Source organism: Pseudomonas sp. Ors-4-3C (genome assembly GCF_055755035.1).
The window spans coordinates 4,820,575-4,846,193 of the sequence record NZ_CM146900.1; the positions used below are offsets into that span (position 1 = coordinate 4,820,575).

A 25,619-nucleotide genomic window follows, 5' to 3' on the forward strand; every position below is an offset into this window, starting at 1 on the left:
GGCCCGTCGTGTTGAACGACGGGCCTTTTTATTCAGCGCGGATGCAGCATCGAATCAGAACGGAATGTCGTCATCGAAGCTGTCGAAATCCGGAGCCGGTTGCGGTGCAGCCTGCTGTGGAGCCGGGGCTGAACGCTGTTGCGGAGCCGACTGCTGCGGGCGTGGAGCCTGTTGACGTGGCGCCTGCTGCTGGTAGTTGTTGCCACCGCCTTGTTGATCGCCCTGTTGAGGACGGCCGCCGAGCAGTTGCATGGTGCCTTGCATGTCGACCACGATTTCGGTGGTGTAACGCTTGATACCGTCTTTTTCCCACTCGCGGGTCTGCAGCTTGCCTTCGATGTACACCTGTGAACCTTTACGCAGGTATTCGCCGGCGATTTCGGCAACCTTGCCGAACATCGAAACACGGTGCCATTCGGTCTTCTCGACCTTCTGACCGGTTTGCTTGTCGGTCCATTGTTCGCTGGTTGCCAGACTCAGGTTGGTCACGGCGTTACCGTTAGGCAGGTAGCGAACTTCGGGATCCTGGCCGCAAGTGCCGACCAATATGACTTTGTTAACCCCACGGGCCATAACGTTCTCCTAGGCTTCGCAAGCAGCCTCGGCCGGGTTGTTCACCAGGCGTTCGAGGGTGTCGCGATCCACTAATTCTTTGTCCAGTTTGATGTAAACAGCCGCTTCATCAGCAACTATCACTGCATCTGTTACCCCTACGAGGGCCTTGAGGCGCTCGACCAGACCCGCTTCGCGGATCGCCTCGGGCGACAACGGCAAGCGCAGGCTCGTCACGTAGGGAGGTTCGCGCATGGTAACAGCAAAGGCCAGCCAGATGGCAGCCAGACCGGCACATCCAAGGAACACAACCGACAGACCGCCATGCTGAAACAGCCAGCCGCCGAGTATCCCGCCGAGTGCCGAACCGAGGAACTGGCTGGTGGAATACACGCCCATGGCCGTGCCCTTCCCGCCTGCCGGTGAAACCTTGCTGATCAGCGACGGCAACGAAGCTTCCAGCAGATTGAACGCGGTGAAGAACACCACCGTGCCGATCACCAGCGCCCGCAAGCTGTCACCGAACTGCCAGAAGAATAGCTCAGTGAGCATCAACGTCAGGACGGCGCCGAGCAAAATTCGTTTCATTTTGCGTTTTTTCTCGCCGTAGATGATGAACGGGATCATGGCGAAGAAAGAGATCAGCAGCGCAGTCAGATAAACCCACCAGTGCTGTTCCTTGGGCAACCCGGCCTTTTCCACCAGTGCCAGCGGCAGGGCGACGAAGCTCGACATCAGCATTGCGTGCAACACAAAAATGCCCAGATCCAGGCGCAGCAGATCCGGATGTTTTAGCGTCGGCATCAAAGCCTGACGCGCCACGCCGGATTCACGATGGCTCAACGGCCCGGTGGATTTCGGCACCATGAACATCACGATGACGATCCCGAACAGGGCCATGCCGCCCGTCGCGAGGAACAGCCCGGACAGGCCGAATGCACGGGTCAGCAGCGGCCCGACCACCATGGCCACGGCGAACGACAGGCCGATGGTCATGCCGATCATCGCCATGGCTTTGGTGCGGTGTTGTTCACGGGTCAGGTCGGAGAGCAGGGCCATCACCGCGGCAGAAATCGCCCCGGCGCCCTGCAGGATACGTCCGGCAATCACGCCCCAGATCGAATCAGCCTGGGCCGCCAGCACACTGCCGAGGGCGAAGACCACCAGCCCGAGGAAAATCACCGGACGCCGGCCGATGCGGTCGGAAATGATCCCGAACGGAATCTGGAAAATCGCCTGGGTCAAGCCGTAAGCGCCAATCGCCAGCCCGATCAGGGCCGGGGTCGCTCCCGCCAGGTCCATGCCGTAGGTCGCCAGTACCGGCAACACCATGAACATGCCAAGCATACGGAAGGCGAACACCAGGGCCAGACCGCTCGCTGCGCGGGTCTCGCTGCCACTCATGCGTTCGCTGTGGGGATCGTGCATGGAAAAACCTCGTGTGAACCGGCGGCGATTCTACCAGTCCCATCGAAAGACGGGGTATATCGCGACGCTATGACGCGTATAGATGAAACTCTCTTCATGCAAGGTAAAAAACCCTTCGTTTGATAGTGTGCATCCATCCAGTATTTGCCCGTATACTCCTACGTTTTCGACGCCCGCCGAGCGAGGCCACTTTGGACAAGATCCTGATACGTGGGGCCCGTACCCACAACCTGAAGAACATCGACCTGACCCTGCCACGGGACAAACTGATCGTCATCACCGGCCTGTCCGGATCCGGCAAGTCGTCCCTGGCCTTCGACACGCTATACGCCGAAGGTCAGCGCCGCTATGTCGAATCCCTGTCGGCCTACGCCCGACAGTTCCTGTCAATGATGGAAAAGCCCGATGTCGACACCATTGAAGGTTTGTCGCCGGCCATCTCCATCGAACAGAAGTCGACCTCGCACAACCCGCGCTCCACGGTCGGCACCATCACCGAAATCTACGACTACCTGCGTCTGCTCTATGCACGCGTCGGTACGCCGCGCTGCCCCGATCACGACATTCCGCTGGAAGCGCAGACCGTCAGCCAGATGGTCGACCTGGTGCTGGCCCAGCCGGAAGGCAGCAAACTGATGTTGCTGGCCCCGGTGATCCGCGAGCGCAAGGGCGAACACTTGTCGGTGTTCGAAGAACTGCGCGCCCAAGGCTTCGTTCGCGCCCGGGTCAACGGCCGAATCTGCGAGCTCGACGAACTGCCGAAACTGGACAAGCAGAAGAAGCACTCCATCGATGTGATCGTCGACCGTTTCAAGGTCCGTGCCGACCTGCAGCAGCGTCTGGCCGAATCGTTCGAGACCGCACTGAAGCTGGCGGACGGCATTGCCCTGGTGGCGCCGATGGACGATGAGCCGGGCGAAGAGATGATCTTCTCCGCGCGCTTCGCCTGCCCGATCTGTGGCCACGCCATCAGCGAGCTGGAGCCGAAGCTGTTCTCCTTCAACAACCCGGCCGGCGCCTGCCCGACCTGCGATGGTCTGGGCGTGAAGCAGTTCTTCGACATCAAGCGCCTGGTCAATGGTGAACTGACTCTCGCCGAGGGCGCGATTCGCGGTTGGGACAGGCGCAACGTCTATTACTTCCAGATGCTCGGCTCGCTGGCTTCGCATTACAAGTTCAGCCTGGAGAAGCCGTTCAACGAGCTGACCGCCGAACAGCAGAAACACATTCTGCATGGCAGCGGCTCACAGAATGTCGACTTCAAATATCTGAACGATCGCGGCGACATCGTCAAACGTTCGCACCCCTTCGAAGGCATCGTGCCGAACCTTGAGCGTCGTTACCGCGAAACCGAATCGGCCAGCGTGCGTGAAGAACTGGCCAAGTTCCTCAGCACCCAGGCCTGCCCGGATTGCCGCGGCACTCGTCTGCGCCGCGAAGCGCGGCACGTGTGGGTTGGCGAGAAAACCCTGCCGGCAGTGACCAACCTGCCGATTGGCGATGCCTGCGAATACTTCGGCGAGCTGAAGATGACCGGCCGTCGCGGCGAAATCGCCGACAAGATCCTCAAGGAAATTCGCGAGCGTCTGCAGTTCCTGGTCAACGTCGGCCTCGACTATCTGTCGCTGGATCGCAGTGCCGACACCCTGTCCGGTGGCGAGGCGCAGCGCATTCGTCTGGCGAGCCAGATCGGCGCCGGCCTGGTCGGGGTGCTGTACATCCTCGACGAACCGTCCATTGGTCTGCACCAGCGCGATAACGACCGTTTGCTCGGCACCCTCAAGCACTTGCGCGACATCGGCAACACGGTGATCGTGGTCGAGCACGACGAAGACGCGATTCGCCTGGCTGACTATGTGGTGGATATCGGCCCGGGCGCCGGGGTGCACGGCGGGCAGATCGTGGCTGAAGGTACGCCGGCCGAAGTCATGGCGCACCCGGACTCCCTGACCGGTAAATACCTGTCGGGGCGGGTGAAGATCGAAGTGCCGGCCAAACGCACGCCGCGTAACAAGAAGCTGACGCTGTCGCTCAAGGGCGCGCGCGGCAACAACCTGCGCAACGTCGACCTGGAAATCCCGATCGGCCTGCTGACCTGCGTGACCGGCGTTTCCGGCTCGGGCAAATCGACACTGATCAACAACACGCTGTTCCCGTTGAGCGCTACTGCACTTAATGGTGCGACTACGCTGGAAGCGGCCGCGCACGACAGCATCAAAGGCCTGGAATATCTCGACAAAGTCGTCGACATTGACCAAAGCCCGATCGGCCGTACGCCGCGCTCCAATCCGGCCACCTACACCGGGCTGTTCACGCCGATCCGCGAACTGTTCGCCGGCGTGCCCGAGTCACGCTCCCGAGGTTACGGCCCGGGGCGCTTCTCGTTCAACGTCAAGGGCGGTCGCTGCGAGGCGTGCCAGGGCGACGGCTTGATCAAAGTGGAAATGCACTTCCTGCCGGACATCTACGTGCCCTGCGATGTGTGCAAGAGCAAGCGCTACAACCGCGAAACCCTTGAGATCAAATACAAGGGCAAGAGCATCCACGAAACCCTCGAGATGACCATCGAGGAAGCCCGGGAGTTCTTCGACGCGGTACCGGCGCTGGCGCGCAAGCTGCAGACGTTGATGGATGTGGGCCTGTCGTACATCAAACTCGGGCAGTCGGCGACCACGCTGTCCGGTGGTGAAGCGCAACGGGTCAAGCTGTCACGCGAGCTGTCCAAGCGCGACACCGGTAAGACCCTGTATATCCTCGATGAGCCGACCACCGGCCTGCACTTCGCCGATATCCAGCAATTGCTCGACGTGCTGCATCGCTTGCGCGACCACGGCAATACGGTAGTGGTGATCGAACACAACCTGGACGTGATCAAGACCGCCGACTGGTTGGTGGACCTAGGGCCGGAGGGCGGCTCCAAGGGTGGGCAGATCATCGCCACCGGCACGCCTGAGGAAGTGGCCGAGATGAAGCAGTCTCACACGGGTCATTACCTCAAGCCGTTGTTGATTCGCGACCGGGCTTAAAAGCCAGGAACGAAAAAGCCCCTGTCACTTCAACAGTGACAGGGGCTTTTTTGTGTCTGTGCAATCAGGTGTGGGATTGCAGGTAATTCTCGAGACCGATGAGTTTGATCAGGCCCAACTGCTTTTCCAGCCAGTAGGTGTGATCTTCTTCGGTGTCGTTGAGCTGAACACGCAGAATCTCGCGACTGACGTAGTCCTTGTGCTGCTCGCACAGTTCAATGCCTTTGCACAGTGCGGCGCGAACTTTGTATTCAAGACGCAGATCGGCTTCAAGCATCTCCGGCACGGTGGTACCGACGTCAAGATCGTCCGGGCGCATGCGCGGCGTACCTTCGAGCATCAGGATCCGGCGCATCAGCGCGTCTGCGTGACCTGCTTCTTCTTCCATCTCGTGGTTGATTCGTTCGTAGAGCTTGGTGAAACCCCAGTCCTCATACATCCGCGAGTGCACAAAATATTGGTCACGCGCGGCCAGTTCGCCGGTCAGCAACGTGTTGAGGTAATCGATAACGTCTGGGTGGCCTTGCATCGCCCTACATCTCCCTGCTTGAAAGTCTGTAGTTTGAACCAAGCTGACCGGAAGGTCACCCCGTATCGCGCAATAAAAGCGAAGATATTCTGAGAAAATCAACCTAAATAACGCAAAAACCGCCCTAATGAGGGCGGTTCTGCTTCTCGTTTAGACTTCGTTAAGCTGTACGTTGAGCAGCTTTGCGACTGCTTCTCCATACGCCTGGTCAGCTTTGAAGAAATGTTGCAACTGACGGTCAACCACATCAGGCGAAACACCATTCATGGCGCCGGCGATATTGCTGACCAGCAAGGCCTTCTGCTCGTCATTCATCAGGCGGAACAGCGCACCGGCGTGGCTGTAGTAGTCCGTATCTTCGCGATGATCGTAACGATCAGCAGCACCGCTCAAGGCCAGCGCGGGTTCGGCGTAGTGCGGGGCTTGCTTCGGTGATTCGATGTAGCTGTTCGGTTCGTAGTTAGGCGCTGCACCACCGTTGCTGCCGAACGCCATCGAACCGTCGCGCTGATAAGTGTTCACCGGGCTGCGCGGCGCGTTTACCGGCAATTGTTGATGATTGGTACCCACGCGGTAACGGTGCGCATCGGCGTAAGCGAACACGCGTCCTTGCAGCATGCGATCCGGCGACAGACCGACACCGGGCACCATGTTGCTAGGGCCAAATGCAGCTTGCTCAACCTCGGCGAAGTAGTTCAGCGGATTGCGGTTCAGCTCCAGCTCACCGACTTCGATCAGTGGGAATTCCTTCTGCGACCAGGTCTTGGTCACGTCGAACGGGTTCTCGTAATGCGCCGCAGCCTCAGCTTCGGTCATGATCTGAATGCACACACGCCATTTCGGAAAGTCGCCACGCTCGATGGCTTCGAACAGGTCACGCTGCGCGTAATCCGGATCGGTACCGGCCAGACGAGCGGCTTCAGCCGGCGCGAGATTCTTGATCCCTTGCTGGGTCTTGTAGTGCCATTTCACCCAGTGACGCTCGCCTCTTGCGTTGATCAGGCTGTAGGTGTGGCTGCCAAAACCGTGCATATGACGGTAGCCGTCGGGGATGCCGCGATCCGAGAACAGGATGGTCACCTGGTGCAGCGCTTCAGGCGAATGCGACCAGAAGTCCCACATCATTTGCGCGCTTTTCAGGTTGCTCTGCGGCAGACGCTTCTGGGTGTGGATAAAGTCGGGAAACTTCAGCGGGTCACGAATGAAGAACACCGGAGTATTGTTGCCAACGATGTCCCAGTTGCCTTCCTCGGTGTAAAACTTCAGGGCAAAACCGCGCGGATCACGCTCGGTGTCAGCCGAACCACGCTCACCGCCAACGGTAGAGAAACGCAGGAATGTCGGGGTTTGTTTGCCTACAGATTCGAACAGCTTGGCGCTGGTGTACTCGGTAATGTCGCGGGTAACAGTAAAAGTACCGTAAGCACCCGAGCCTTTGGCGTGTACGCGGCGCTCAGGAATATTTTCACGGTTGAAATGGGCAAGCTTCTCGATCAGGTGAAAATCGTCGAGCAGCAACGGGCCACGAGGGCCGGCGGAGCGAGAATTCTGGTTATCAGCGACAGGTGCGCCACTGGCGGTCGTAAGCGTTTTGATCTGGCTCATACGGTCTTCTTCCTCTGTCAGTCTTGAAACTGCCGGCTAATCGGCTTGCTGGGAAGTATTGATCATCGATGTGACACCTACAAATTCATTAACTTGCATCCATCGATAGATAATTACTAATGATTTTTCCCAGCACATAGTGACAACTGAACAATGTCAGAATCTTGTACGAACAGCGCTTTTTCTTGCGGACACAAAAAACCGGGCACTAGGCCCGGTTTTTCGTTTCAGACTGACGTCTTACTCGGCGGATACAGCTTCGCCAGCAGTAGCACGATCAACCAACTCGACGTACGCCATAGGCGCGTTGTCGCCAGCGCGGAAACCGCACTTGAGGATGCGCAGGTAGCCACCCTCACGGGTAGCGTAACGCTTGCCCAGGTCGTTGAAGAGCTTACCAACGATAGCTTTCGAACGAGTACGGTCGAAAGCCAGACGGCGGTTAGCCAGGCTGTCTGTCTTGGCCAGAGTGATCAGCGGCTCGGCAACGCGGCGCAGTTCTTTGGCTTTTGGCAGAGTAGTCTTGATCAGCTCGTGCTCGAACAACGACACCGCCATGTTCTGGAACATGGCCTTGCGGTGCGAGCTGGTGCGGCTCAGGTGACGCCCACTTTTACGATGACGCATGGTTCATTCCTTACCAAACACTACGTTCGGTGATTACGACGATCAGGCAGTCGCCTTGTCGTCCTTCTTAAGACTTGCAGGCGGCCAGTTGTCGAGGCGCATGCCGAGGGACAGACCGCGGGAGGCCAGAACGTCCTTGATTTCAGTCAAGGATTTCTTGCCCAGGTTCGGAGTCTTCAACAGCTCTACTTCGGTACGCTGAATCAGGTCACCGATGTAGTAGATGTTTTCCGCCTTAAGGCAGTTAGCCGAACGTACAGTCAGTTCCAGATCGTCAACCGGGCGAAGCAGGATCGGATCGATCTCGTCTTCCTGCTCGACAACCACTGGCTCACTGTCACCTTTGAGGTCGACGAACGCAGCCAACTGCTGTTGCAGGATGGTTGCAGCGCGGCGGATAGCCTCTTCAGGATCCAGAGTACCGTTGGTTTCCAGATCAATAACCAGCTTGTCCAGGTTGGTACGCTGCTCGACACGGGCGTTTTCCACCACGTATGCGATACGGCGAACCGGGCTGAACGAAGAGTCAAGCTGCAAGCGACCAATGCTGCGGCTTTCATCTTCATCGCTCTGACGCGAGTCGGCTGGTTCATAACCACGACCACGAGCTACGGTGAGCTTCATGTTCAGGGCGCCGTTAGACGCCAGGTTAGCGATTACGTGATCGGGGTTAACGATCTCGACATCATGATCCAGCTGAATATCGGCAGCGGTAACCACCCCCGAACCCTTCTTCGACAAGGTCAGCGTAACTTCGTCACGACCGTGCAGCTTGATGGCCAGACCTTTAAGGTTCAACAGGATTTCAATTACGTCTTCCTGTACACCTTCGATGGCGCTGTACTCGTGGAGCACACCGTCAATCTCGGCCTCGACTACTGCGCAGCCGGGCATTGAGGACAACAGGATGCGGCGCAGCGCGTTGCCCAGGGTGTGGCCAAAACCACGCTCGAGAGGCTCGAGAGTGATCTTGGCGCGGGTTGGACTGACAACCTGCACATCAATGTGGCGGGGTGTCAGGAACTCATTTACCGAAATCTGCATGGATGCACCTATTTTCTAGCCCTTACTTGGAGTAGAGCTCGACAATCAGGCTTTCGTTGATGTCGGCGGACAGATCACTGCGAGCAGGAACGTTCTTGAAAACGCCCGACTTCTTCTCAGTGTCTACTTCTACCCATTCTACGCGGCCACGTTGGGCACACAGATCGAGAGCTTGGACAATGCGAAGTTGGTTTTTTGCTTTCTCGCGAACTGCGACCACGTCACCAGCACGAACCTGATACGACGGAACGTTTACGGTCTGACCGTTAACGCTGATCGACTTGTGCGATACCAGCTGACGGGATTCGGCACGAGTCGAACCAAAGCCCATACGGTATACAACGTTGTCCAGACGGCATTCGAGCAGTTGCAGCAGGTTTTCACCGGTTGCACCTTTCTTGCCAGCAGCTTCTTTGTAGTAGCCGCTGAACTGACGCTCGAGAACGCCGTAAATACGACGGACCTTCTGCTTTTCACGCAGTTGGGTGCCGTAGTCGGACTGGCGACCGCGGCGTTGGCCGTGGATACCAGGTGCTGCTTCAATGTTGCACTTCGATTCGATCGCGCGCACGCCGCTCTTCAAGAAGAGATCGGTGCCTTCGCGACGAGCGAGTTTGCATTTTGGACCAATGTAACGAGCCATTCTTTACAATCTCCTGGATTACACGCGGCGCTTCTTCGGCGGACGGCACCCGTTGTGCGGGATTGGCGTCACGTCGGTGATGCTGGCGATCTTGTAGCCACAGCCGTTCAAAGCGCGGACTGCGGATTCACGACCTGGACCTGGACCCTTGACGTTAACGTCGAGGTTTTTCAGGCCGTATTCCAGCGCAGCTTGACCAGCACGCTCAGCAGCTACTTGAGCAGCGAACGGGGTGGACTTGCGGGAACCGCGGAAACCCGAACCACCGGAGGTAGCCCAGGAAAGAGCGTTACCTTGACGGTCGGTAATGGTCACGATGGTGTTGTTAAAAGAAGCATGGATGTGGGCGATGCCATCAACCACTGTCTTTTTAACTTTTTTACGAGGACGAGCAGCAGGTTTTGCCATGATTAAATTCCTGTCGATTCGCTGGGGCGATTACTTGCGGATCGGCTTACGCGGACCTTTACGGGTACGCGCGTTGGTCTTGGTACGCTGACCGCGTACTGGAAGACCGCGACGATGACGCAGACCGCGATAGCAACCGAGGTCCATCAAGCGCTTGATTTTCATGTTGATTTCGCGACGCAGGTCACCTTCAGTGGTGAACTTCGCCACTTCGCCACGCAGCTGTTCAATTTGCTCGTCGCTCAGATCTTTGATCTTTGCTGCTGGGTTTACCCCAGTGTCTGCACAGATTTTCTGCGCAGTAGTGCGACCAACACCATAGATGTAGGTCAGCGAGATAACAGTATGCTTGTTATCTGGAATGTTAACGCCTGCAATACGGGCCATTCAGTGGGACTCCAATTGACAGCTACCTACGCCCCGGAAGCCAAGAAATAGGGCGCGAGATAATATCGCTGTAATAACAAATAATCAACCCGGCAGCGCACTAGCTGCCGGGCTTGAAGCACAATCACACTCAGCCTTGGCGCTGTTTGTGACGCGGTTCCGCGCTGCAAATTACTCGAACAACACCTTCGCGGCGAATAATCTTGCAGTTACGGCACAGCTTTTTCACCGATGCACGAACTTTCATCACCAACTCCTCGAACCTTATGGGTACTCAGCGCAACATGCCGCTGCCGTAACCCTTCAGGTTGGCTTTCTTCATCAGGGATTCGTACTGGTGCGAAACGAGGTGCGATTGTACTTGGGACATGAAGTCCATCACAACCACGACCACGATCAGCAACGAGGTCCCGCCAAGGTAGAACGGAACGTTTGCTGCAACCACCAGGAACTGGGGCAACAGGCACACGGCCGTCATGTAAAGAGCACCGAACATGGTCAAGCGAGTCAGTACGCCATCAATGTAGCGCGCAGACTGCTCACCTGGACGGATGCCCGGAATAAAGGCACCGGACTTCTTCAGGTTTTCCGCTACGTCTTTCGGATTGAACATCAACGCCGTATAGAAGAAGCAGAAGAAAATAATCCCTGCACTAAACAGCAGAATATTCAACGGCTGACCAGGAGCGATCGACTGCGAGATGTCCTGCAACCAGCCCATACCTTCAGACTGACCAAACCAGGCACCCAACGAAGCCGGGAACAGCAAAATGCTGCTCGCGAAAATAGCCGGAATAACGCCGGCCATGTTCACCTTCAGCGGCAAGTGGCTTGTCTGCGCAGCAAAAACCTTACGGCCCTGCTGACGCTTGGCGTAGTGAACAGCGATACGACGCTGACCACGCTCAATGAACACCACGAAACCGATAATCGCTACTGCCAGCAAACCGATGGCAACCAAGGCGAAGATATTGATATCACCCTGACGCGCAGACTCGAAAGACTGCCCGATTGCTCTCGGAAGACCGGCGACGATACCCGAAAAAATCAACATCGAGATACCGTTGCCTACACCACGCTCAGTAATCTGCTCACCCAGCCACATCATGAACATCGCACCAGCCACAAAAGTGGATACCGCGACGAAATGGAAGCCAAAGTCACCAGTGAACGCAACGCCCTGCCCCGCCAGACCAATGGACATGCCAATAGCCTGAACGAGAGCGAGGACGACGGTGCCGTAGCGGGTGTACTGGCTGATCTTGCGACGGCCAGCTTCACCTTCCTTCTTCAACTGCTCCAGCTGCGGGCTGACGGCTGTCATCAGTTGCATGATGATCGATGCCGAGATGTACGGCATGATCCCCAGTGCAAAGATGCTCATCCGTTCCAGCGCGCCGCCGGAGAACATGTTGAACAAGCTAAGAATGGTCCCCTCATTCTGTCGAAACAGGTCTGCGAGTCGGTCAGGGTTGATACCTGGAACCGGGATGTGTGCGCCTATTCGGTAGACGATAATCGCCAGGAACAGAAAACGCAGACGAGCCCAGAGTTCAGACATACCGCCTTTGCCGAGCGCAGAGAGAGCACCTTGCTTAGCCATTTATTCCTCGAACTTGCCGCCAGCTGCTTCGATAGCCGCACGCGCACCTTTGGTGGCGCCGATTCCCTTGCCGATAGTGACAGCGCGAGCCACTTCACCGGACAGCATGATTTTCACACGCTGTACGTTGACGTTGATCACGTTGGCATCTTTCAGGGACTGCACGGTGACGATGTCGCCTTCCACTTTAGCCAACTCGGACAGACGCACTTCTGCGCGGTCCATGGCTTTCAGGGAAACGAAACCGAACTTCGGCAGGCGACGATGCAGCGGCTGTTGACCGCCTTCAAAGCCTGGAGCAATGGTGCCACCGGAGCGGGAGGTTTGACCTTTGTGGCCGCGGCCACCAGTCTTACCCAAACCGCTACCGATACCACGGCCCGGACGATGCTTTTCGCGACGGGAACCCGGCGCTGGACTCAGATCATTGAGTTTCATCGATTAACCCTCGACACGCAGCATGTAGTAGGCCTTGTTGATCATCCCGCGATTCTCGGGAGTATCCTGGACTTCTACAGTGTGACCGATGCGACGCAGACCCAGACCCTTAACGCACAATTTGTGGTTAGGGATGCGGCCGGTCATGCTTTTGATCAGCGTTACTTTAACGGTAGCCATGATCAGAAGATCTCCTTGACAGTCAAGCCACGCTTGGCAGCGATGGACTCAGGAGATTGCATGGCTTTCAGACCCTTGAAAGTGGCGTGAACCACGTTTACCGGGTTAGTCGAGCCGTAGCACTTGGCCAGAACGTTCTGAACGCCAGCAACTTCGAGGACAGCACGCATAGCGCCGCCAGCGATGATACCGGTACCTTCAGAAGCAGGCTGCATGTACACCTTCGAAGCGCCGTGAGCGGACTTCATTGCGTACTGCAGGGTAGTGCCGTTCAGGTCAACTTGGATCATGTTGCGGCGAGCAGCTTCCATTGCCTTCTGGATCGCAGCAGGCACTTCACGCGACTTGCCACGGCCGAAGCCAACACGCCCTTTACCGTCACCAACCACGGTCAACGCGGTGAAAGTGAAGATACGGCCGCCTTTAACGGTTTTGGCTACGCGGTTAACTTGAACCAGCTTCTCGATGTAGCCTTCGTCGCGCTTTTGGTCGTTATTTGACATAACTTAGAACTCCAGCCCAGCTTCACGAGCAGCATCAGCCAGCGCTTTAACGCGGCCGTGGTACTTGAAGCCAGAGCGGTCGAAAGCCACCTGCGAGACGCCAGCGGCCTTAGCACGCGTAGCGACCAGCTGGCCAACCTTAGTGGCCGCGTCGATGTTGCCAGTGGCGCCATCACGCAGTTCTTTATCCAAAGTCGAGGCGCTTGCCAGGACTTTGTTGCCGTCGGCCGAAATGACCTGGGCGTAGATGTGCTGCGAAGAGCGGAACACGCAGAGACGCACGACTTCGAGTTCGTGCATTTTCAGGCGTGCTTTGCGAGCGCGACGCAGTCGAGTAACTTTTTTGTCGGTCATTTGCTATGCCCTACTTCTTCTTGGCTTCTTTACGACGGACGACTTCGTCCGCGTAGCGCACACCTTTGCCTTTGTACGGCTCTGGTGGACGGAAGTCGCGGATCTCGGCGGCCACTTGACCTACCAGCTGCTTGTCGATGCCCTTGATCAGGATATCGGTCTGGCTAGGAGTCTCAGCGGTGATGCCTTCCGGCAGTTCGTAATCCACTGGGTGCGAGAAGCCAAGAGCCAGGTTCAGCACCTGACCTTTTGCTTGCGCCTTGTAACCAACACCGACCAGCTGGAGCTTGCGCTCGAAGCCTTGGCTTACGCCTTGGACCATGTTGTTTACCAACGCACGCGTGGTACCGGCCATTGCGCGAGTCTGTTGATCGCCATTGCGAGCAGCGAAACGCAGCTCACCAGCTTCTTCAACGATCTCAACGGACGAATGGATGTTCAGTTCAAGAGTACCCTTGGCACCCTTCACCGAAAGCTGTTGGCCTGCGAATTTTACTTCGACACCGGCTGGCAGCTTAACGGGGTTCTTAGCGACGCGAGACATGCTTATCCCCCCTTAGAACACAGTGCAAAGAACTTCGCCGCCGACACCGGCAGCGCGCGCAGCACGATCAGTCATCACACCTTTGTTGGTGGAGACGATAGACACACCGAGACCGCCACGTACTTTAGGCAGATCTTCGACGGACTTGTACTGACGCAGGCCTGGACGGCTAACGCGCTTGACTTCTTCGATAACCGGACGGCCTTCGAAATATTTCAGCTCGATAGACAGCAGTGGTTTGGTTTCGCTGCTGATCTGATAACCCGCGATGTAACCTTCGTCCTTCAGGACTTTAGCTACAGCCACCTTCAACGTGGAAGAAGGCATGCTTACGACGGACTTTTCAGCCATCTGGGCATTACGGATTCGAGTTAGCATGTCCGCTAACGGGTCCTGCATACTCATGGGCTAGACGCTCCTAATACAGAAAAATTAGCCTTGCGGCTACTACTTGTCGCCGAGAAACTCCGGGCATGAAAAACACGGGCTCAGGCGAGCCGGTCATTCTAGACACACCCCAGAAATGAATCAAGCCCCAAAAGGGGCTTGATTCAGATTCAAGGCCACCGATGGTCAGGTTCTTGCGACCCCGACCATCAAGGCTTTGACAGCGATTACCAGCTGGCTTTAACCAGACCTGGAACGTCACCACGCATTGCCGCTTCACGCAGTTTGTTACGGCCCAGGCCGAACTTGCGGTAAACGCCGTGCGGACGACCAGTCAGGCGGCAACGGTTACGCATGCGCGAAGCGCTTGCGTCACGTGGTTGCTTCTGCAGAGCTACGGTAGCTTCCCAACGCGCTTCTGGACTTGCGTTCAGATCGACGATGATAGCTTTCAGCGCTGCACGCTTGGTGGCGTACTTGGCAACAGTGAGCTGACGCTTCAGCTCACGGTTTTTCATGCTCTTCTTGGCCATTTTCCTACTCCAATCAGTTGCGGAACGGGAATTTGAAAGCACGCAGCAGAGCGCGGCCTTCATCATCGTTCTTGGCAGTGGTGGTCAGGGTAATGTCCAGACCGCGGAGAGCATCGATCTTGTCGTAGTCGATTTCCGGGAAAATGATCTGCTCTTTCACGCCCATGCTGTAGTTGCCACGACCATCGAAGGACTTGGCATTCAGGCCGCGGAAGTCGCGAACCCGAGGCAGGGAGATCGACAGCAGACGATCCAGGAACTCGTACATACGCTCACGGCGCAGAGTCACCTTGACGCCGATCGGCCATCCTTCACGGACTTTAAAGCCAGCGATGGATTTACGAGCGTAGGTCACAACGACTTTTTGGCCGGTGATCTTTTCCAGGTCAGCAACAGCGTGCTCGATGACTTTTTTGTCGCCGATCGCTTCGCCCAGACCCATGTTCAGGGTGATTTTGGTAACGCGCGGAACTTCCATCACGTTCGAAAGCTTAAGTTCTTCCTTAAGTTTCGGAGCGATTTCCTTCCGGTAAATCTCTTTTAGTCGTGCCATGGTCTTCTACCTAGCAGTGTTCAAGCATCAACCGCTTTTTGGGTCGACTTGAAGACACGAATTTTCTTACCGTCTTCTACTTTGAAACCAACGCGGTCAGCCTTGTTGGTTTCGCCGTTGAAGATGGCGACGTTGGAAGCGTGCAGTGGCGCTTCTTTCTCGACGATACCGCCCTGTACGCCCGACATCGGGTTAGGCTTGGTATGACGCTTGACCAGGTTCAGACCACCAACAACCAGACGGTTGTCAGCAAGAACCTTCAGCACCTTACCGCGCTTACCTTTGTCTTTGCCGGCGATCACGATGATCTCGTCGTCACGACGAATCTTTTGCATGTCGGATCTCCTTACAGCACTTCTGGGGCGAGCGAGACGATCTTCATGAACTTCTCAGTACGAAGTTCACGGGTCACTGGCCCAAAGATACGGGTGCCGATCGGCTCTTGCTTGTTGTTCAGAAGAACAGCAGCGTTGCCATCAAAGCGGATAATGGAGCCATCAGCACGACGTACGCCGTGACGAGTGCGGACTACAACAGCAGTCATCACTTGGCCTTTTTTCACCTTACCGCGAGGAATTGCTTCCTTCACGGTAACTTTGATGATGTCACCGATACCAGCGTAACGACGATGGGAGCCACCCAGCACCTTGATGCACATAACGCGGCGAGCGCCGCTGTTATCGGCCACATCGAGCATGGATTGAGTCTGAATCATATAATTTCTCCGACCCCTAGCCCTTAGACTTCCACAGCGCGTTCGAGAACATCAACCAGCGCCCAAGACTTGGTCTTGGCCATCGGACGAGTTTCACGAATAGTGACTTTGTCGCCGATGTGGCACTGATTGGTTTCGTCGTGCGCGTGCAGCTTAGTCGAACGCTTAACGTATTTACCGTAGATCGGGTGCTTAACGCGACGCTCGATCAGAACGGTGATGGTTTTGTCCATCTTGTCGCTGACAACACGGCCAGTCAGCGTACGGACAGTTTTTTCGGCTTCAGCCATGATCACTTACCTGCCTGCTGGTTGAGCACAGTCTTCACGCGAGCGATGTCACGCTTAACTTGCGAGAGCAGATGAGACTGCCCCAACTGGCCAGTTGCTTTCTGCATGCGCAGATTGAACTGGTCGCGCAGCAAGCCGAGCAGTTGCTCGTTCAGCTGCTGTGCGGATTTTTCACGAAGTTCATTCGCTTTCATCACATCACCGTCCGTTTAACAAAGGAGGTGGCGAGCGGCAGCTTTGCAGCAGCCAGGGCGAAAGCCTCACGCGCCAGCTCTTCAGAAACACCCTCGATCTCATACAGGACTTTACCTGGCTGAATCTGGGCAACCCAGTACTCCACGTTACCCTTACCTTTACCCATACGAACCTCGAGAGGTTTTTTGGAGATCGGCTTGTCCGGGAATACACGGATCCAGATCTTGCCGCCACGTTTTACGTGACGGGTCAGAGCACGACGCGCTGACTCGATCTGACGAGCGGTGAGACGACCACGAGCAACAGACTTCAGCGCGAACTCGCCGAAGCTGACTTTGCTACCGCGCAGTGCCAGACCACGGTTGTGGCCGGTCATCTGCTTGCGGAACTTCGTACGCTTTGGTTGCAACATTTGGCGTACCCCTTACTTAGCAGCTTTTTTACGAGGCGCTGGTGCTTGTGGCTTCAGCTCTTCTTGGCGACCACCAATTACTTCGCCTTTGAAGATCCAAACCTTTACACCGATCACACCATAAGTGGTGTGAGCTTCGTAGTTGGCATAGTCGATGTCGGCACGCAGGGTGTGCAGTGGCACACGACCTTCGCGATACCATTCAGTACGTGCGATTTCAGCACCGCCGAGACGACCGCTCACTTGGATTTTGATGCCTTTGGCACCAATGCGCATGGCGTTCTGTACTGCGCGCTTCATAGCGCGACGGAACATTACGCGACGCTCCAGCTGCTGAGCTACGCTCTGCGCAACCAGCATACCGTCGAGTTCCGGCTTGCGGATCTCTTCGATATTGATGTGCACAGGCACACCCATTTGCTTGGTCAGGTCCTGACGCAGTTTCTCAACATCTTCACCTTTCTTCCCGATAACGATACCTGGACGAGCGGTGTGGATGGTGATACGTGCAGTTTGGGCCGGACGATGGATATCGATACGGCTTACGGACGCGCTTTTTAGTTTGTCTTGGAGATACTCACGCACCTTCAGATCAGCGAACAAGTAGTCCGCATAAGTCCGACCGTCTGCGTACCAGACGGAGGTGTGCTCCTTGACGATTCCCAGGCGAATGCCAATGGGATGTACTTTCTGACCCATCTCTTCGACTCCGTTACTTGTCAGCAACCTTGACAGTGATATGGCAAGACCGCTTGACGATGCGATCAGCACGGCCTTTGGCACGTGGCATGATGCGCTTCAGCGAACGCCCTTCGTTGACGAAAACGGTGCTGACCTTCAGGTCATCAACGTCTGCGCCTTCGTTATGCTCGGCGTTGGCTACGGCCGACTCCAGCACTTTTTTCATGATCTCGGCGGCTTTCTTACTGCTGAAAGCCAACAGGTTGAGCGCTTCGCCCACCTTCTTCCCGCGGATCTGGTCGGCGACCAAGCGGGCTTTCTGGGCAGAGATTCGAGCGCCCGACAACTTAGCGGCTACTTCCATTTCCTTACCCCTTAACGCTTGGCTTTCTTGTCAGCCACGTGCCCACGATAAGTGCGGGTACCGGCGAACTCGCCCAGTTTATGGCCAACCATGTCTTCGTTCACGAGAACTGGGACGTGCTGACGGCCGTTGTGTACTGCGATGGTCAGACCGACCATTTGTGGCAGGATCATCGAACGACGCGACCAGGTTTTAATTGGTTTGCGATCGTTCTTTTCCGCCGCCACTTCGATCTTCTTCAGTAGGTGAAGATCAATAAAAGGACCTTTTTTCAGAGAACGTGGCACTGTCGTATCCCTCTATTTACTTGCGACGACGGACGATCATTTTGTCGGTACGCTTATTACCACGAGTCTTCGCGCCCTTAGTCGGGAAGCCCCATGGCGATACCGGATGACGACCACCAGAGGTACGACCTTCACCACCACCATGTGGGTGGTCAACCGGGTTCATGGCAACACCACGAACGGTTGGGCGAACGCCACGCCAGCGTTTGGCACCAGCTTTACCCAGCGAACGCAGGCTGTGCTCGGAGTTCGAGACTTCGCCCAGGGTCGCACGGCATTCAGCCAGGACTTTACGCATTTCACCGGAACGCAGACGCAGGGTAACGTACACGCCTTCACGAGCGATCAGCTGAGCCGAAGCACCAGCGGAACGAGCGATCTGTGCGCCTTTACCTGGCTTCAGTTCGATGCCGTGTACGGTAGAACCGACTGGAATGTTGCGCAGTTGCAGAGCGTTGCCTGGCTTGATTGGAGCCAGAGCGCCTGCGATCAGCTGGTCGCCAGCACTCACGCCTTTAGGGGCGATGATGTAGCGGCGCTCGCCGTCTGCGTAGCAGAGCAGTGCGATGTGAGCAGTACGGTTTGGATCGTATTCGATACGCTCGACAGTGGCGACGATGCCATCTTTGTCGTTGCGACGGAAATCGACCATACGGTAATGCTGCTTATGACCACCACCGATGTGACGAGTGGTAATACGGCCATTGTTGTTACGACCACCAGTCTTCGATTTTTTCTCGAGCAGCGGTGCGTGAGGAGCGCCTTTATGCAGCTCCTGGTTGACCACCTTGACCACAAAACGGCGGCCAGGGGAAGTCGGTTTGCATTTAACGATTGCCATGATGCACCCCTTCCTTACTCAGCACTGCTGCTGAAATCGAGATCTTGGCCTGGCTGAAGGGAGATAACTGCCTTCTTCCAGTCATTACGCTTGCCCAGACCGCGAGCAGTGCGCTTGCTCTTACCCAGAACGTTCAGGGTAGTGACGCGCTCTACTTTCACGCTGAACAGGCTTTCGACGGCCTTCTTGATTTCCAGCTTGGTTGCATCAGTAGCAACCTTGAAAACGAACTGGCCTTTCTTGTCTGCCAGAACCGTAGCCTTCTCGGAAACGTGCGGGCCAAGCAGAACTTTAAATACGCGTTCCTGGTTCATCCCAGCAGCTCCTCGAATTTCTTCACGGCCGACACGGTGATCAACACCTTGTCGTATGCGATCAGACTAACTGGATCGGAACCTTGCACGTCACGTACATCTACGTGTGGCAGGTTACGAGCAGCCAGGTACAGGTTCTGATCAACAGCGTCCGACACGATGAGAACATCGGTCAGGCTCATGTTGTTCAGCTTGCCCAGCAGATCTTTGGTTTTCGGAGTTTCAACAGCGAAATCCTGAACCACGACCAGACGATCAGTACGCACCAGCTCAGCAAGGATGGAACGCATTGCTGCGCGATACATCTTCTTGTTCAGCTTCTGGGAGTGATCCTGTGGACGAGCTGCGAAAGTGGTACCGCCGCCACGCCAGATTGGGCTACGGATAGTACCGGCACGAGCACGGCCAGTACCTTTCTGACGCCATGGGCGCTTGCCGCCACCACGAACGTCGGAACGGGTCTTTTGCTGCTTGCTACCTTGACGGCCGCCGGCCATGTAGGCCACGACTGCTTGGTGAACCAGCGTCTCGTTGAATTCGCCGCCAAATGTCAGTTCGGAAACTTCGATCGCTTGAGCGTCATTTACATTTAATTGCATGTCAGCTTCCCCTTAACCGCGAGCCTTGGCTGCTGGACGTACAACCAGGTTGCCGCCAGTAGCGCCAGGAACAGCGCCCTTGACCAACAACAGATTGCGTTCAGCGTCCACGCGCACTACTTCCAGGGACTGCACGGTCACGCGCTCAGCGCCCATATGACCGGACATTTTTTTGCCCTTGAATACACGACCAGGAGTCTGGCACTGGCCGATAGAGCCTGGGACGCGGTGGGATACGGAGTTACCGTGGGTGTTATCTTGCCCGCGGAAATTCCAACGCTTGATCGTACCCTGGAAGCCTTTACCTTTGGACTGACCGGTTACATCAACCAGTTGACCAGCGGCGAAGATTTCAGCGTTGATCAGATCGCCAGCCTGGTACTCGCCTTCTTCAAGACGGAATTCCATGGTAGTGCGACCAGCGGCAACGTTCGCTTTAGCGAAGTGGCCAGCCTGAGCTGCTGTTACACGCGAAGCACGACGCTCGCCGACAGTGACTTGCACTGCACGATAGCCATCGGTCTCTTCAGTTTTGAACTGGGTGACGCGATTCGGCTCGATCTCAATGACCGTGACCGGAATGGAGACACCTTCTTCGGTGAAAATACGGGTCATACCGCATTTACGACCGACTACACCAATAGTCATGTTGTAAACCTCATGAGTGTACGGGGCTTTCACCCGCTATGGCCGCCCATTTCAGAGCGTTACACGACCAAGACCGAGTCTTAGCCGAGGCTGATCTGCACTTCCACACCGGCCGCAAGATCAAGCTTCATAAGAGCATCAACGGTTTTATCCGTTGGCTGGACGATGTCCAGAACGCGCTTATGAGTGCGGATTTCGTACTGGTCACGCGCGTCTTTGTTGACGTGCGGGGAAACCAGAACGGTGAACCGCTCTTTACGGGTAGGCAGTGGAATTGGACCACGCACTTGAGCACCAGTACGTTTCGCGGTTTCCACGATTTCCTGGGTTGATTGGTCGATCAGGCGATGGTCAAAAGCCTTCAACCTGATACGGATTTGCTGATTTTGCATTGGATTTCAGACTCCGGCTGCTATTCCCACCGGGCGCAATACGCCCGTTAAAAGGAGGCGCAATTCTATAGACGCCCCAGATAGGTGTCAACCCAATAAAAAAGCCCCCGCTGAGCGGGGGCTTTTTCAATTCATCAGGCAGACTCTATAAAAGAGAATTACTCGATGATTTTGGCTACAACGCCAGCGCCGACGGTACGACCGCCTTCACGGATAGCGAAACGCAGACCGTCTTCCATCGCGATGGTTTTGATCAGGGTAACAGTCATCTGAATGTTGTCACCTGGCATTACCATTTCAACGCCTTCTGGCAGCTCGCAGTTACCAGTCACGTCAGTAGTACGGAAGTAGAACTGTGGACGGTAGCCTTTGAAGAACGGAGTGTGACGACCGCCTTCTTCCTTGCTCAGAACGTAAACTTCTGCGGTGAACTTGGTGTGCGGCTTAACCGAACCTGGCTTGACCAGAACCTGACCACGCTCAACGTCGTCACGCTTGGTACCACGCAGCAGAACGCCGCAGTTCTCGCCAGCACGACCTTCATCGAGCAGCTTGCGGAACATTTCAACACCGGTGCAGGTGGTGGTGGTGGTGTCGCGCAGACCAACGATTTCCAGTGCATCTTGAACGCGAACGATACCGCGCTCGATACGACCAGTCACAACAGTACCACGACCCGAGATCGAGAATACGTCTTCGATTGGCATCAGGAATGGCTTGTCGATCATACGAACTGGTTCTGGGATGTAGCTGTCCAGAGTTTCAACCAGTTTCTTGACGGCAGTGGTGCCCATCTCGTTGTCGTCTTTGCCTTCCAGCGCCATACGAGCCGAACCGATGATGATTGGAGTGTCATCGCCCGGGAAGTCGTAGGTGGACAGCAGGTCGCGAACTTCCATCTCAACCAGTTCCAGCAGCTCAGCGTCGTCTACCAGGTCAGCCTTGTTCAGGAAAACCACGATGTACGGAACGCCTACCTGACGGGACAGCAGGATGTGCTCACGGGTTTGTGGCATCGGACCATCAGCGGCCGAGCAAACCAGGATAGCGCCGTCCATTTGAGCAGCACCGGTGATCATGTTCTTCACATAGTCAGCGTGACCTGGGCAGTCAACGTGAGCGTAGTGACGGATCAGCGAGTTGTACTCAACGTGTGCGGTGTTGATGGTGATACCGCGAGCTTTTTCTTCTGGAGCGCTGTCGATCTTGTCGAATTCAACTACGGCCGAACCGAAAACTTCGGAGCAGACGCGAGTCAGAGCAGCGGTCAGAGTGGTTTTACCGTGGTCAACGTGACCGATGGTGCCAACGTTGACGTGCGGTAGGGAACGATCAAATTTTTCTTTAGCCACGACAATTAACTCCTAGCCTAAAGGGGCTGAATCAGCCTTGTTTTTTGGTTACGGATTCGACGATGTGCGACGGAGCCGTATCGTATTTTTTGAATTCCATAGAGTAGCTTGCGCGACCCTGAGACATGGAACGAACGTCGGTCGCATAACCGAACATCTCACCCAGTGGAACCTCGGCACGGATAACCTTGCCGGACACTGTGTCTTCCATACCCTGGATCATGCCGCGACGACGGTTAAGGTCGCCCATTACATCACCCATATAGTCTTCAGGCGTAACAACCTCTACCGCCATGATCGGCTCGAGCAACTCACCACCACCCTTCTGGGCCAGTTGCTTGGTCGCCATGGAAGCAGCCACCTTGAACGCCATCTCGTTGGAGTCGACGTCGTGGTAAGAACCATCGAACACGGTAGCCTTCAGGCCGATCAGCGGATAGCCGGCAACAACGCCGTTCTTCATCTGCTCTTCGATACCCTTCTGGATAGCCGGGATGTATTCCTTAGGAACCACACCACCTACTACTTCGTTCACGAATTGCAGACCTTCCTGACCTTCGTCAGCAGGAGCAAAACGGATCCAGCAGTGGCCGAACTGGCCACGACCGCCGGACTGGCGAACGAACTTGCCTTCGATTTCGCAGTTCTTCGTGATGCGCTCACGGTACGAAACTTGAGGCTTGCCGATGTTGGCTTCGACGTTGAACTCACGGCGCATCCGGTCAACCAGGATGTCCAGGTGCAGCTCGCCCATGCCGGAGATGATCGTCTGACCAGTCTCTTCATCAGTCTTAACGCGGAAAGACGGGTCTTCCTGAGCCAGTTTGCCCAGAGCGATACCCATTTTTTCCTGGTCATCCTTGGTCTTAGGCTCTACGGCAACCGAAATAACCGGCTCCGGGAAGTCCATACGAACCAGGATGATTGGCTTGTCAGCGTTGCAGAGGGTTTCACCAGTGGTGACGTCCTTCATGCCGATCAGGGCCGCGATGTCGCCAGCGCGTACTTCCTTGATCTCTTCACGGGCGTTTGCGTGCATTTGCACCATACGACCCACGCGCTCTTTTTTACCTTTAACCGAGTTGATCACGCCGTCGCCGGAGTTCAACACGCCCGAGTAAACGCGGACGAAGGTCAAGGTACCCACGAATGGGTCGGTAGCGATTTTGAACGCCAGTGCCGCGAACGGCTCGTCGTCACTTGCGTGACGCTCCATTTCCTCTTCCTCGTTATCAGGGTTGGAACCCTTGATCGCAGGAATGTCGGTTGGAGCAGGCAGGAAGTCGATAACGGCGTCGAGAACCAGGGGAACACCCTTGTTCTTGAACGACGAACCGCACACAGCCAGAACGATTTCGCCAGCGATAGTGCGCTGACGCAGAGCAGCCTTGATCTCTTCGATCGACAGCTCTTCGCCTTCCAGGTACTTGTTCATCAGCTCTTCGCTGGCTTCGGCCGCAGCCTCAACCATGTTGCTGCGCCATTCGGTGGCGAGCTCGAGCATGTCCGCAGGGATTTCCTTGCGAACAGGAACCATACCCTTGTCAGAGTCGTTCCAGTAAACAGCCTGCATGTTGATCAGGTCGATCTGGCCCTGGAAGTTATCTTCCGAACCGATAGCCAACTGAATCGGCACCGGAGTGTGACCCAGACGCTGTTTGATCTGACCGATCACGCGCAGGAAGTTGGCACCAGCACGGTCCATCTTGTTTACGTAAACAAGACGTGGAACGCCGTATTTGTTGGCTTGACGCCATACGGTTTCCGACTGAGGCTCAACACCCGAAGTACCGCAGAATACAACGACAGCGCCGTCGAGTACGCGCAGGGAACGCTCAACTTCAATAGTGAAGTCTACGTGGCCTGGGGTATCGATAACGTTGAAGCGGTGCTCATGCGCATACTGCTTCTCGGAACCTTTCCAGAAGGCGGTGATAGCAGCAGAAGTAATGGTAATACCACGCTCCTGCTCCTGCACCATCCAGTCTGTGGTCGCGGCGCCGTCATGCACCTCGCCCATTTTGTGACTTTTGCCGGTGTAAAAAAGGACGCGCTCGGTGGTGGTGGTTTTACCAGCATCCACGTGAGCGACGATACCGATGTTACGGTAGCGACTAATCGGAGTAGTACGAGCCATAAAGCCCTCGCAAAATTAGTGAAGCTAAAATTAGAAGCGGTAGTGCGAGAAAGCTTTGTTGGCTTCGGCCATACGGTGCACGTCTTCACGCTTCTTAACAGCAGCACCTTTACCTTCAGCAGCATCCAGCAGTTCGCCAGCCAAGCGCAGAGCCATAGACTTCTCGCCACGCTTACGGGCGAAGTCTACCAACCAGCGCATTGCCAGAGCGTTACGGCGGGAAGGACGAACCTCGACCGGAACCTGGTAAGTAGCACCACCAACGCGGCGCGACTTCACTTCGACCAGCGGAGCGATGGCGTCGAGTGCTTTTTCGAAGAGTTCCAGGGGATCGGTGCCGGCCTTACGAGCCTTCACGGTTTCCAGGGCACCATAAACGATACGCTCGGCAACGGCTTTCTTGCCGCTTTCCATAACGTGGTTCATGAATTTGGCGAGGATCTGGCTTCCGTATTTCGGATCGTCCAGAATCTCACGCTTTGCTGCTACGCGACGTCTTGGCATGATAAGCCCTCAAGCGGTCTTCAGGTTAGTTCGGGACAGATCCATTGGATGCAAGCCCGACCTTACTCTTATCGACTCAATAAAATGAAAATCTGCAAAACGGCCGATTACTTCGGACGCTTGGTACCGTACTTCGAACGACCCTGGTTACGGCCTTTAACGCCGGAAGTATCCAAGGAGCCGCGAACGGTGTGATAACGAACACCTGGCAAGTCTTTTACACGACCGCCGCGGATCAGTACCACGCTGTGCTCTTGCAGGTTGTGGCCTTCACCACCGATGTACGAGGAAACCTCGAAACCGTTGGTCAGACGTACACGGCATACTTTACGCAGTGCCGAGTTAGGTTTTTTCGGCGTAGTGGTGTACACACGGGTGCACACGCCACGACGTTGCGGGCAGTTCTGCAGCGCAGGTACGTCGGATTTCTCGACGATACGCTTACGCGGCTGACGTACCAGCTGGTTGATAGTTGCCATCTACTAGCTCCACTGTTGTCTTGCGACGCTATTGTCTTGCAAGAAAAGCAAAATGGCAGGAACGG

At 55.9% G+C, this 25,619-nt stretch carries 37 protein-coding genes; 1 reads left to right on the top strand and 36 read right to left on the bottom strand.

Annotation, left to right across the window (positions count from 1 at the left end; all coding sequences use genetic code 11):
• Positions 1 to 54: 54 nt before the first annotated feature.
• Both ACVHNU_RS21775 and ACVHNU_RS21780 read right to left on the bottom strand, forming a co-directional pair.
• A complete protein-coding gene (locus tag ACVHNU_RS21775) occupies positions 55 to 573 on the bottom strand; it encodes a single-stranded DNA-binding protein (protein ID WP_003228709.1) in 519 nt (172 codons plus the stop codon).
• Between the two features lie 9 nt (positions 574 to 582).
• On the bottom strand, positions 583 to 1,980 hold the full coding sequence (locus ACVHNU_RS21780) for an MFS transporter (RefSeq protein WP_003228711.1): 1,398 nt from the start codon (positions 1,978 to 1,980) through the stop codon (positions 583 to 585).
• A gap of 191 nt (positions 1,981 to 2,171) precedes the next feature.
• On the opposite strand from ACVHNU_RS21780, the gene uvrA reads away from it, so the two are divergent.
• Positions 2,172 to 5,006: an excinuclease ABC subunit UvrA gene (gene uvrA / locus ACVHNU_RS21785; RefSeq protein ID WP_473018296.1), complete on the top strand. Its 2,835-nt coding sequence runs from the start codon at positions 2,172 to 2,174 to the stop codon at positions 5,004 to 5,006.
• Positions 5,007 to 5,070: 64 nt separating this feature from the next.
• Here the strand turns inward: uvrA and bfr are convergent, their stop codons facing one another.
• From bfr to rpsL, 34 genes are all read right to left on the bottom strand, one after another.
• Positions 5,071 to 5,535 carry a bacterioferritin gene (gene bfr, locus ACVHNU_RS21790; RefSeq protein WP_003228714.1) on the bottom strand — a complete coding sequence of 155 codons (465 nt, stop codon included), beginning with the start codon at positions 5,533 to 5,535 and terminating at the stop codon, positions 5,071 to 5,073.
• Positions 5,536 to 5,685: 150 nt separating this feature from the next.
• On the bottom strand, positions 5,686 to 7,140 hold the full coding sequence (locus ACVHNU_RS21795; RefSeq protein WP_473018297.1) for a catalase: 1,455 nt from the start codon (positions 7,138 to 7,140) through the stop codon (positions 5,686 to 5,688).
• Between the two features lie 240 nt (positions 7,141 to 7,380).
• The gene (gene rplQ, locus ACVHNU_RS21800; protein WP_003176402.1) at positions 7,381 to 7,767 is read right to left on the bottom strand and encodes a 50S ribosomal protein L17; all 387 of its coding nucleotides are present in this window, start codon (positions 7,765 to 7,767) and stop codon (positions 7,381 to 7,383) included.
• 42 nt (positions 7,768 to 7,809) lie between these two features.
• Positions 7,810 to 8,811: a DNA-directed RNA polymerase subunit alpha gene (locus ACVHNU_RS21805; RefSeq protein ID WP_003186012.1), complete on the bottom strand. Its 1,002-nt coding sequence runs from the start codon at positions 8,809 to 8,811 to the stop codon at positions 7,810 to 7,812.
• 22 nt (positions 8,812 to 8,833) lie between these two features.
• A complete protein-coding gene (gene rpsD, locus ACVHNU_RS21810) occupies positions 8,834 to 9,454 on the bottom strand; it encodes a 30S ribosomal protein S4 (RefSeq protein WP_003176404.1) in 621 nt (206 codons plus the stop codon).
• A gap of 18 nt (positions 9,455 to 9,472) precedes the next feature.
• Positions 9,473 to 9,862: a 30S ribosomal protein S11 gene (gene rpsK, locus ACVHNU_RS21815; protein WP_002555466.1), complete on the bottom strand. Its 390-nt coding sequence runs from the start codon at positions 9,860 to 9,862 to the stop codon at positions 9,473 to 9,475.
• Between the two features lie 30 nt (positions 9,863 to 9,892).
• A complete protein-coding gene (rpsM, locus tag ACVHNU_RS21820) occupies positions 9,893 to 10,249 on the bottom strand; it encodes a 30S ribosomal protein S13 (RefSeq protein WP_008374135.1) in 357 nt (118 codons plus the stop codon).
• Positions 10,250 to 10,379: 130 nt separating this feature from the next.
• Positions 10,380 to 10,496, bottom strand: a complete 117-nt coding sequence (rpmJ, locus tag ACVHNU_RS21825) for a 50S ribosomal protein L36 (RefSeq protein WP_002555468.1) — start codon at positions 10,494 to 10,496, stop codon at positions 10,380 to 10,382.
• Between the two features lie 27 nt (positions 10,497 to 10,523).
• Entirely contained in the window at positions 10,524 to 11,852 is a 1,329-nt protein-coding gene (secY, locus tag ACVHNU_RS21830; RefSeq protein ID WP_003228718.1) for a preprotein translocase subunit SecY, read from the bottom strand.
• Positions 11,853 to 12,290 (bottom strand): 50S ribosomal protein L15, encoded by a 438-nt coding sequence (gene rplO / locus ACVHNU_RS21835; RefSeq protein WP_011336169.1) that lies wholly within the window; start codon positions 12,288 to 12,290, stop codon positions 11,853 to 11,855.
• 3 nt (positions 12,291 to 12,293) lie between these two features.
• Positions 12,294 to 12,470: a 50S ribosomal protein L30 gene (gene rpmD / locus ACVHNU_RS21840; RefSeq protein ID WP_003176408.1), complete on the bottom strand. Its 177-nt coding sequence runs from the start codon at positions 12,468 to 12,470 to the stop codon at positions 12,294 to 12,296.
• A gap of 2 nt (positions 12,471 to 12,472) precedes the next feature.
• Positions 12,473 to 12,973 (bottom strand): 30S ribosomal protein S5, encoded by a 501-nt coding sequence (gene rpsE, locus ACVHNU_RS21845; protein ID WP_003176409.1) that lies wholly within the window; start codon positions 12,971 to 12,973, stop codon positions 12,473 to 12,475.
• A gap of 3 nt (positions 12,974 to 12,976) precedes the next feature.
• Positions 12,977 to 13,327 (bottom strand): 50S ribosomal protein L18, encoded by a 351-nt coding sequence (rplR, locus tag ACVHNU_RS21850; RefSeq protein ID WP_003186037.1) that lies wholly within the window; start codon positions 13,325 to 13,327, stop codon positions 12,977 to 12,979.
• A 10-nt stretch (positions 13,328 to 13,337) separates the two neighbouring features.
• Positions 13,338 to 13,871, bottom strand: a complete 534-nt coding sequence (rplF, locus tag ACVHNU_RS21855; protein ID WP_003228722.1) for a 50S ribosomal protein L6 — start codon at positions 13,869 to 13,871, stop codon at positions 13,338 to 13,340.
• Between the two features lie 12 nt (positions 13,872 to 13,883).
• Positions 13,884 to 14,276, bottom strand: a complete 393-nt coding sequence (rpsH, locus tag ACVHNU_RS21860; protein ID WP_003228724.1) for a 30S ribosomal protein S8 — start codon at positions 14,274 to 14,276, stop codon at positions 13,884 to 13,886.
• A 209-nt stretch (positions 14,277 to 14,485) separates the two neighbouring features.
• Positions 14,486 to 14,791, bottom strand: coding sequence for a 30S ribosomal protein S14 (gene rpsN, locus ACVHNU_RS21865; protein ID WP_003228726.1), 306 nt, complete (start codon positions 14,789 to 14,791; stop codon positions 14,486 to 14,488).
• Positions 14,792 to 14,804: 13 nt separating this feature from the next.
• The gene (gene rplE, locus ACVHNU_RS21870; protein WP_003210069.1) at positions 14,805 to 15,344 is read right to left on the bottom strand and encodes a 50S ribosomal protein L5; all 540 of its coding nucleotides are present in this window, start codon (positions 15,342 to 15,344) and stop codon (positions 14,805 to 14,807) included.
• Positions 15,345 to 15,364: 20 nt separating this feature from the next.
• Complete coding sequence (gene rplX, locus ACVHNU_RS21875; protein ID WP_003186046.1) at positions 15,365 to 15,679, bottom strand: 50S ribosomal protein L24; 315 nt, start codon at positions 15,677 to 15,679, stop codon at positions 15,365 to 15,367.
• A gap of 11 nt (positions 15,680 to 15,690) precedes the next feature.
• Positions 15,691 to 16,059, bottom strand: coding sequence for a 50S ribosomal protein L14 (gene rplN, locus ACVHNU_RS21880; RefSeq protein WP_002555479.1), 369 nt, complete (start codon positions 16,057 to 16,059; stop codon positions 15,691 to 15,693).
• A gap of 23 nt (positions 16,060 to 16,082) precedes the next feature.
• Positions 16,083 to 16,349, bottom strand: a complete 267-nt coding sequence (rpsQ, locus tag ACVHNU_RS21885; RefSeq protein WP_003194644.1) for a 30S ribosomal protein S17 — start codon at positions 16,347 to 16,349, stop codon at positions 16,083 to 16,085.
• A 2-nt stretch (positions 16,350 to 16,351) separates the two neighbouring features.
• Positions 16,352 to 16,543 (bottom strand): 50S ribosomal protein L29, encoded by a 192-nt coding sequence (gene rpmC, locus ACVHNU_RS21890; protein ID WP_002555481.1) that lies wholly within the window; start codon positions 16,541 to 16,543, stop codon positions 16,352 to 16,354.
• On the bottom strand, positions 16,543 to 16,956 hold the full coding sequence (rplP, locus tag ACVHNU_RS21895) for a 50S ribosomal protein L16 (RefSeq protein ID WP_003228729.1): 414 nt from the start codon (positions 16,954 to 16,956) through the stop codon (positions 16,543 to 16,545). Before rplP ends, rpmC begins: the two co-directional genes overlap by 1 nt.
• Before the next feature lie 12 nt (positions 16,957 to 16,968).
• Positions 16,969 to 17,655: a 30S ribosomal protein S3 gene (gene rpsC / locus ACVHNU_RS21900; protein ID WP_003176422.1), complete on the bottom strand. Its 687-nt coding sequence runs from the start codon at positions 17,653 to 17,655 to the stop codon at positions 16,969 to 16,971.
• Between the two features lie 13 nt (positions 17,656 to 17,668).
• The gene (gene rplV / locus ACVHNU_RS21905) at positions 17,669 to 18,001 is read right to left on the bottom strand and encodes a 50S ribosomal protein L22 (RefSeq protein WP_003103908.1); all 333 of its coding nucleotides are present in this window, start codon (positions 17,999 to 18,001) and stop codon (positions 17,669 to 17,671) included.
• Positions 18,002 to 18,012: 11 nt separating this feature from the next.
• Complete coding sequence (rpsS, locus tag ACVHNU_RS21910) at positions 18,013 to 18,288, bottom strand: 30S ribosomal protein S19 (RefSeq protein ID WP_003228731.1); 276 nt, start codon at positions 18,286 to 18,288, stop codon at positions 18,013 to 18,015.
• Between the two features lie 16 nt (positions 18,289 to 18,304).
• Positions 18,305 to 19,129, bottom strand: coding sequence for a 50S ribosomal protein L2 (rplB, locus tag ACVHNU_RS21915; RefSeq protein ID WP_003228734.1), 825 nt, complete (start codon positions 19,127 to 19,129; stop codon positions 18,305 to 18,307).
• 14 nt (positions 19,130 to 19,143) lie between these two features.
• Positions 19,144 to 19,443 carry a 50S ribosomal protein L23 gene (gene rplW, locus ACVHNU_RS21920; protein ID WP_002555488.1) on the bottom strand — a complete coding sequence of 100 codons (300 nt, stop codon included), beginning with the start codon at positions 19,441 to 19,443 and terminating at the stop codon, positions 19,144 to 19,146.
• Entirely contained in the window at positions 19,440 to 20,042 is a 603-nt protein-coding gene (gene rplD, locus ACVHNU_RS21925; protein WP_003228735.1) for a 50S ribosomal protein L4, read from the bottom strand. Before rplD ends, rplW begins: the two co-directional genes overlap by 4 nt.
• A gap of 12 nt (positions 20,043 to 20,054) precedes the next feature.
• The gene (rplC, locus tag ACVHNU_RS21930) at positions 20,055 to 20,690 is read right to left on the bottom strand and encodes a 50S ribosomal protein L3 (protein WP_003228738.1); all 636 of its coding nucleotides are present in this window, start codon (positions 20,688 to 20,690) and stop codon (positions 20,055 to 20,057) included.
• 80 nt (positions 20,691 to 20,770) lie between these two features.
• Entirely contained in the window at positions 20,771 to 21,082 is a 312-nt protein-coding gene (gene rpsJ / locus ACVHNU_RS21935) for a 30S ribosomal protein S10 (RefSeq protein WP_003186070.1), read from the bottom strand.
• Between the two features lie 158 nt (positions 21,083 to 21,240).
• Positions 21,241 to 22,434 (bottom strand): elongation factor Tu, encoded by a 1,194-nt coding sequence (gene tuf / locus ACVHNU_RS21940; RefSeq protein WP_024164425.1) that lies wholly within the window; start codon positions 22,432 to 22,434, stop codon positions 21,241 to 21,243.
• Between the two features lie 31 nt (positions 22,435 to 22,465).
• The gene (gene fusA, locus ACVHNU_RS21945) at positions 22,466 to 24,571 is read right to left on the bottom strand and encodes an elongation factor G (RefSeq protein ID WP_003228743.1); all 2,106 of its coding nucleotides are present in this window, start codon (positions 24,569 to 24,571) and stop codon (positions 22,466 to 22,468) included.
• 30 nt (positions 24,572 to 24,601) lie between these two features.
• Positions 24,602 to 25,075 carry a 30S ribosomal protein S7 gene (rpsG, locus tag ACVHNU_RS21950; protein WP_003228745.1) on the bottom strand — a complete coding sequence of 158 codons (474 nt, stop codon included), beginning with the start codon at positions 25,073 to 25,075 and terminating at the stop codon, positions 24,602 to 24,604.
• Positions 25,076 to 25,182: 107 nt separating this feature from the next.
• Complete coding sequence (rpsL, locus tag ACVHNU_RS21955) at positions 25,183 to 25,554, bottom strand: 30S ribosomal protein S12 (RefSeq protein WP_003186084.1); 372 nt, start codon at positions 25,552 to 25,554, stop codon at positions 25,183 to 25,185.
• Positions 25,555 to 25,619 lie beyond the last annotated feature (65 nt).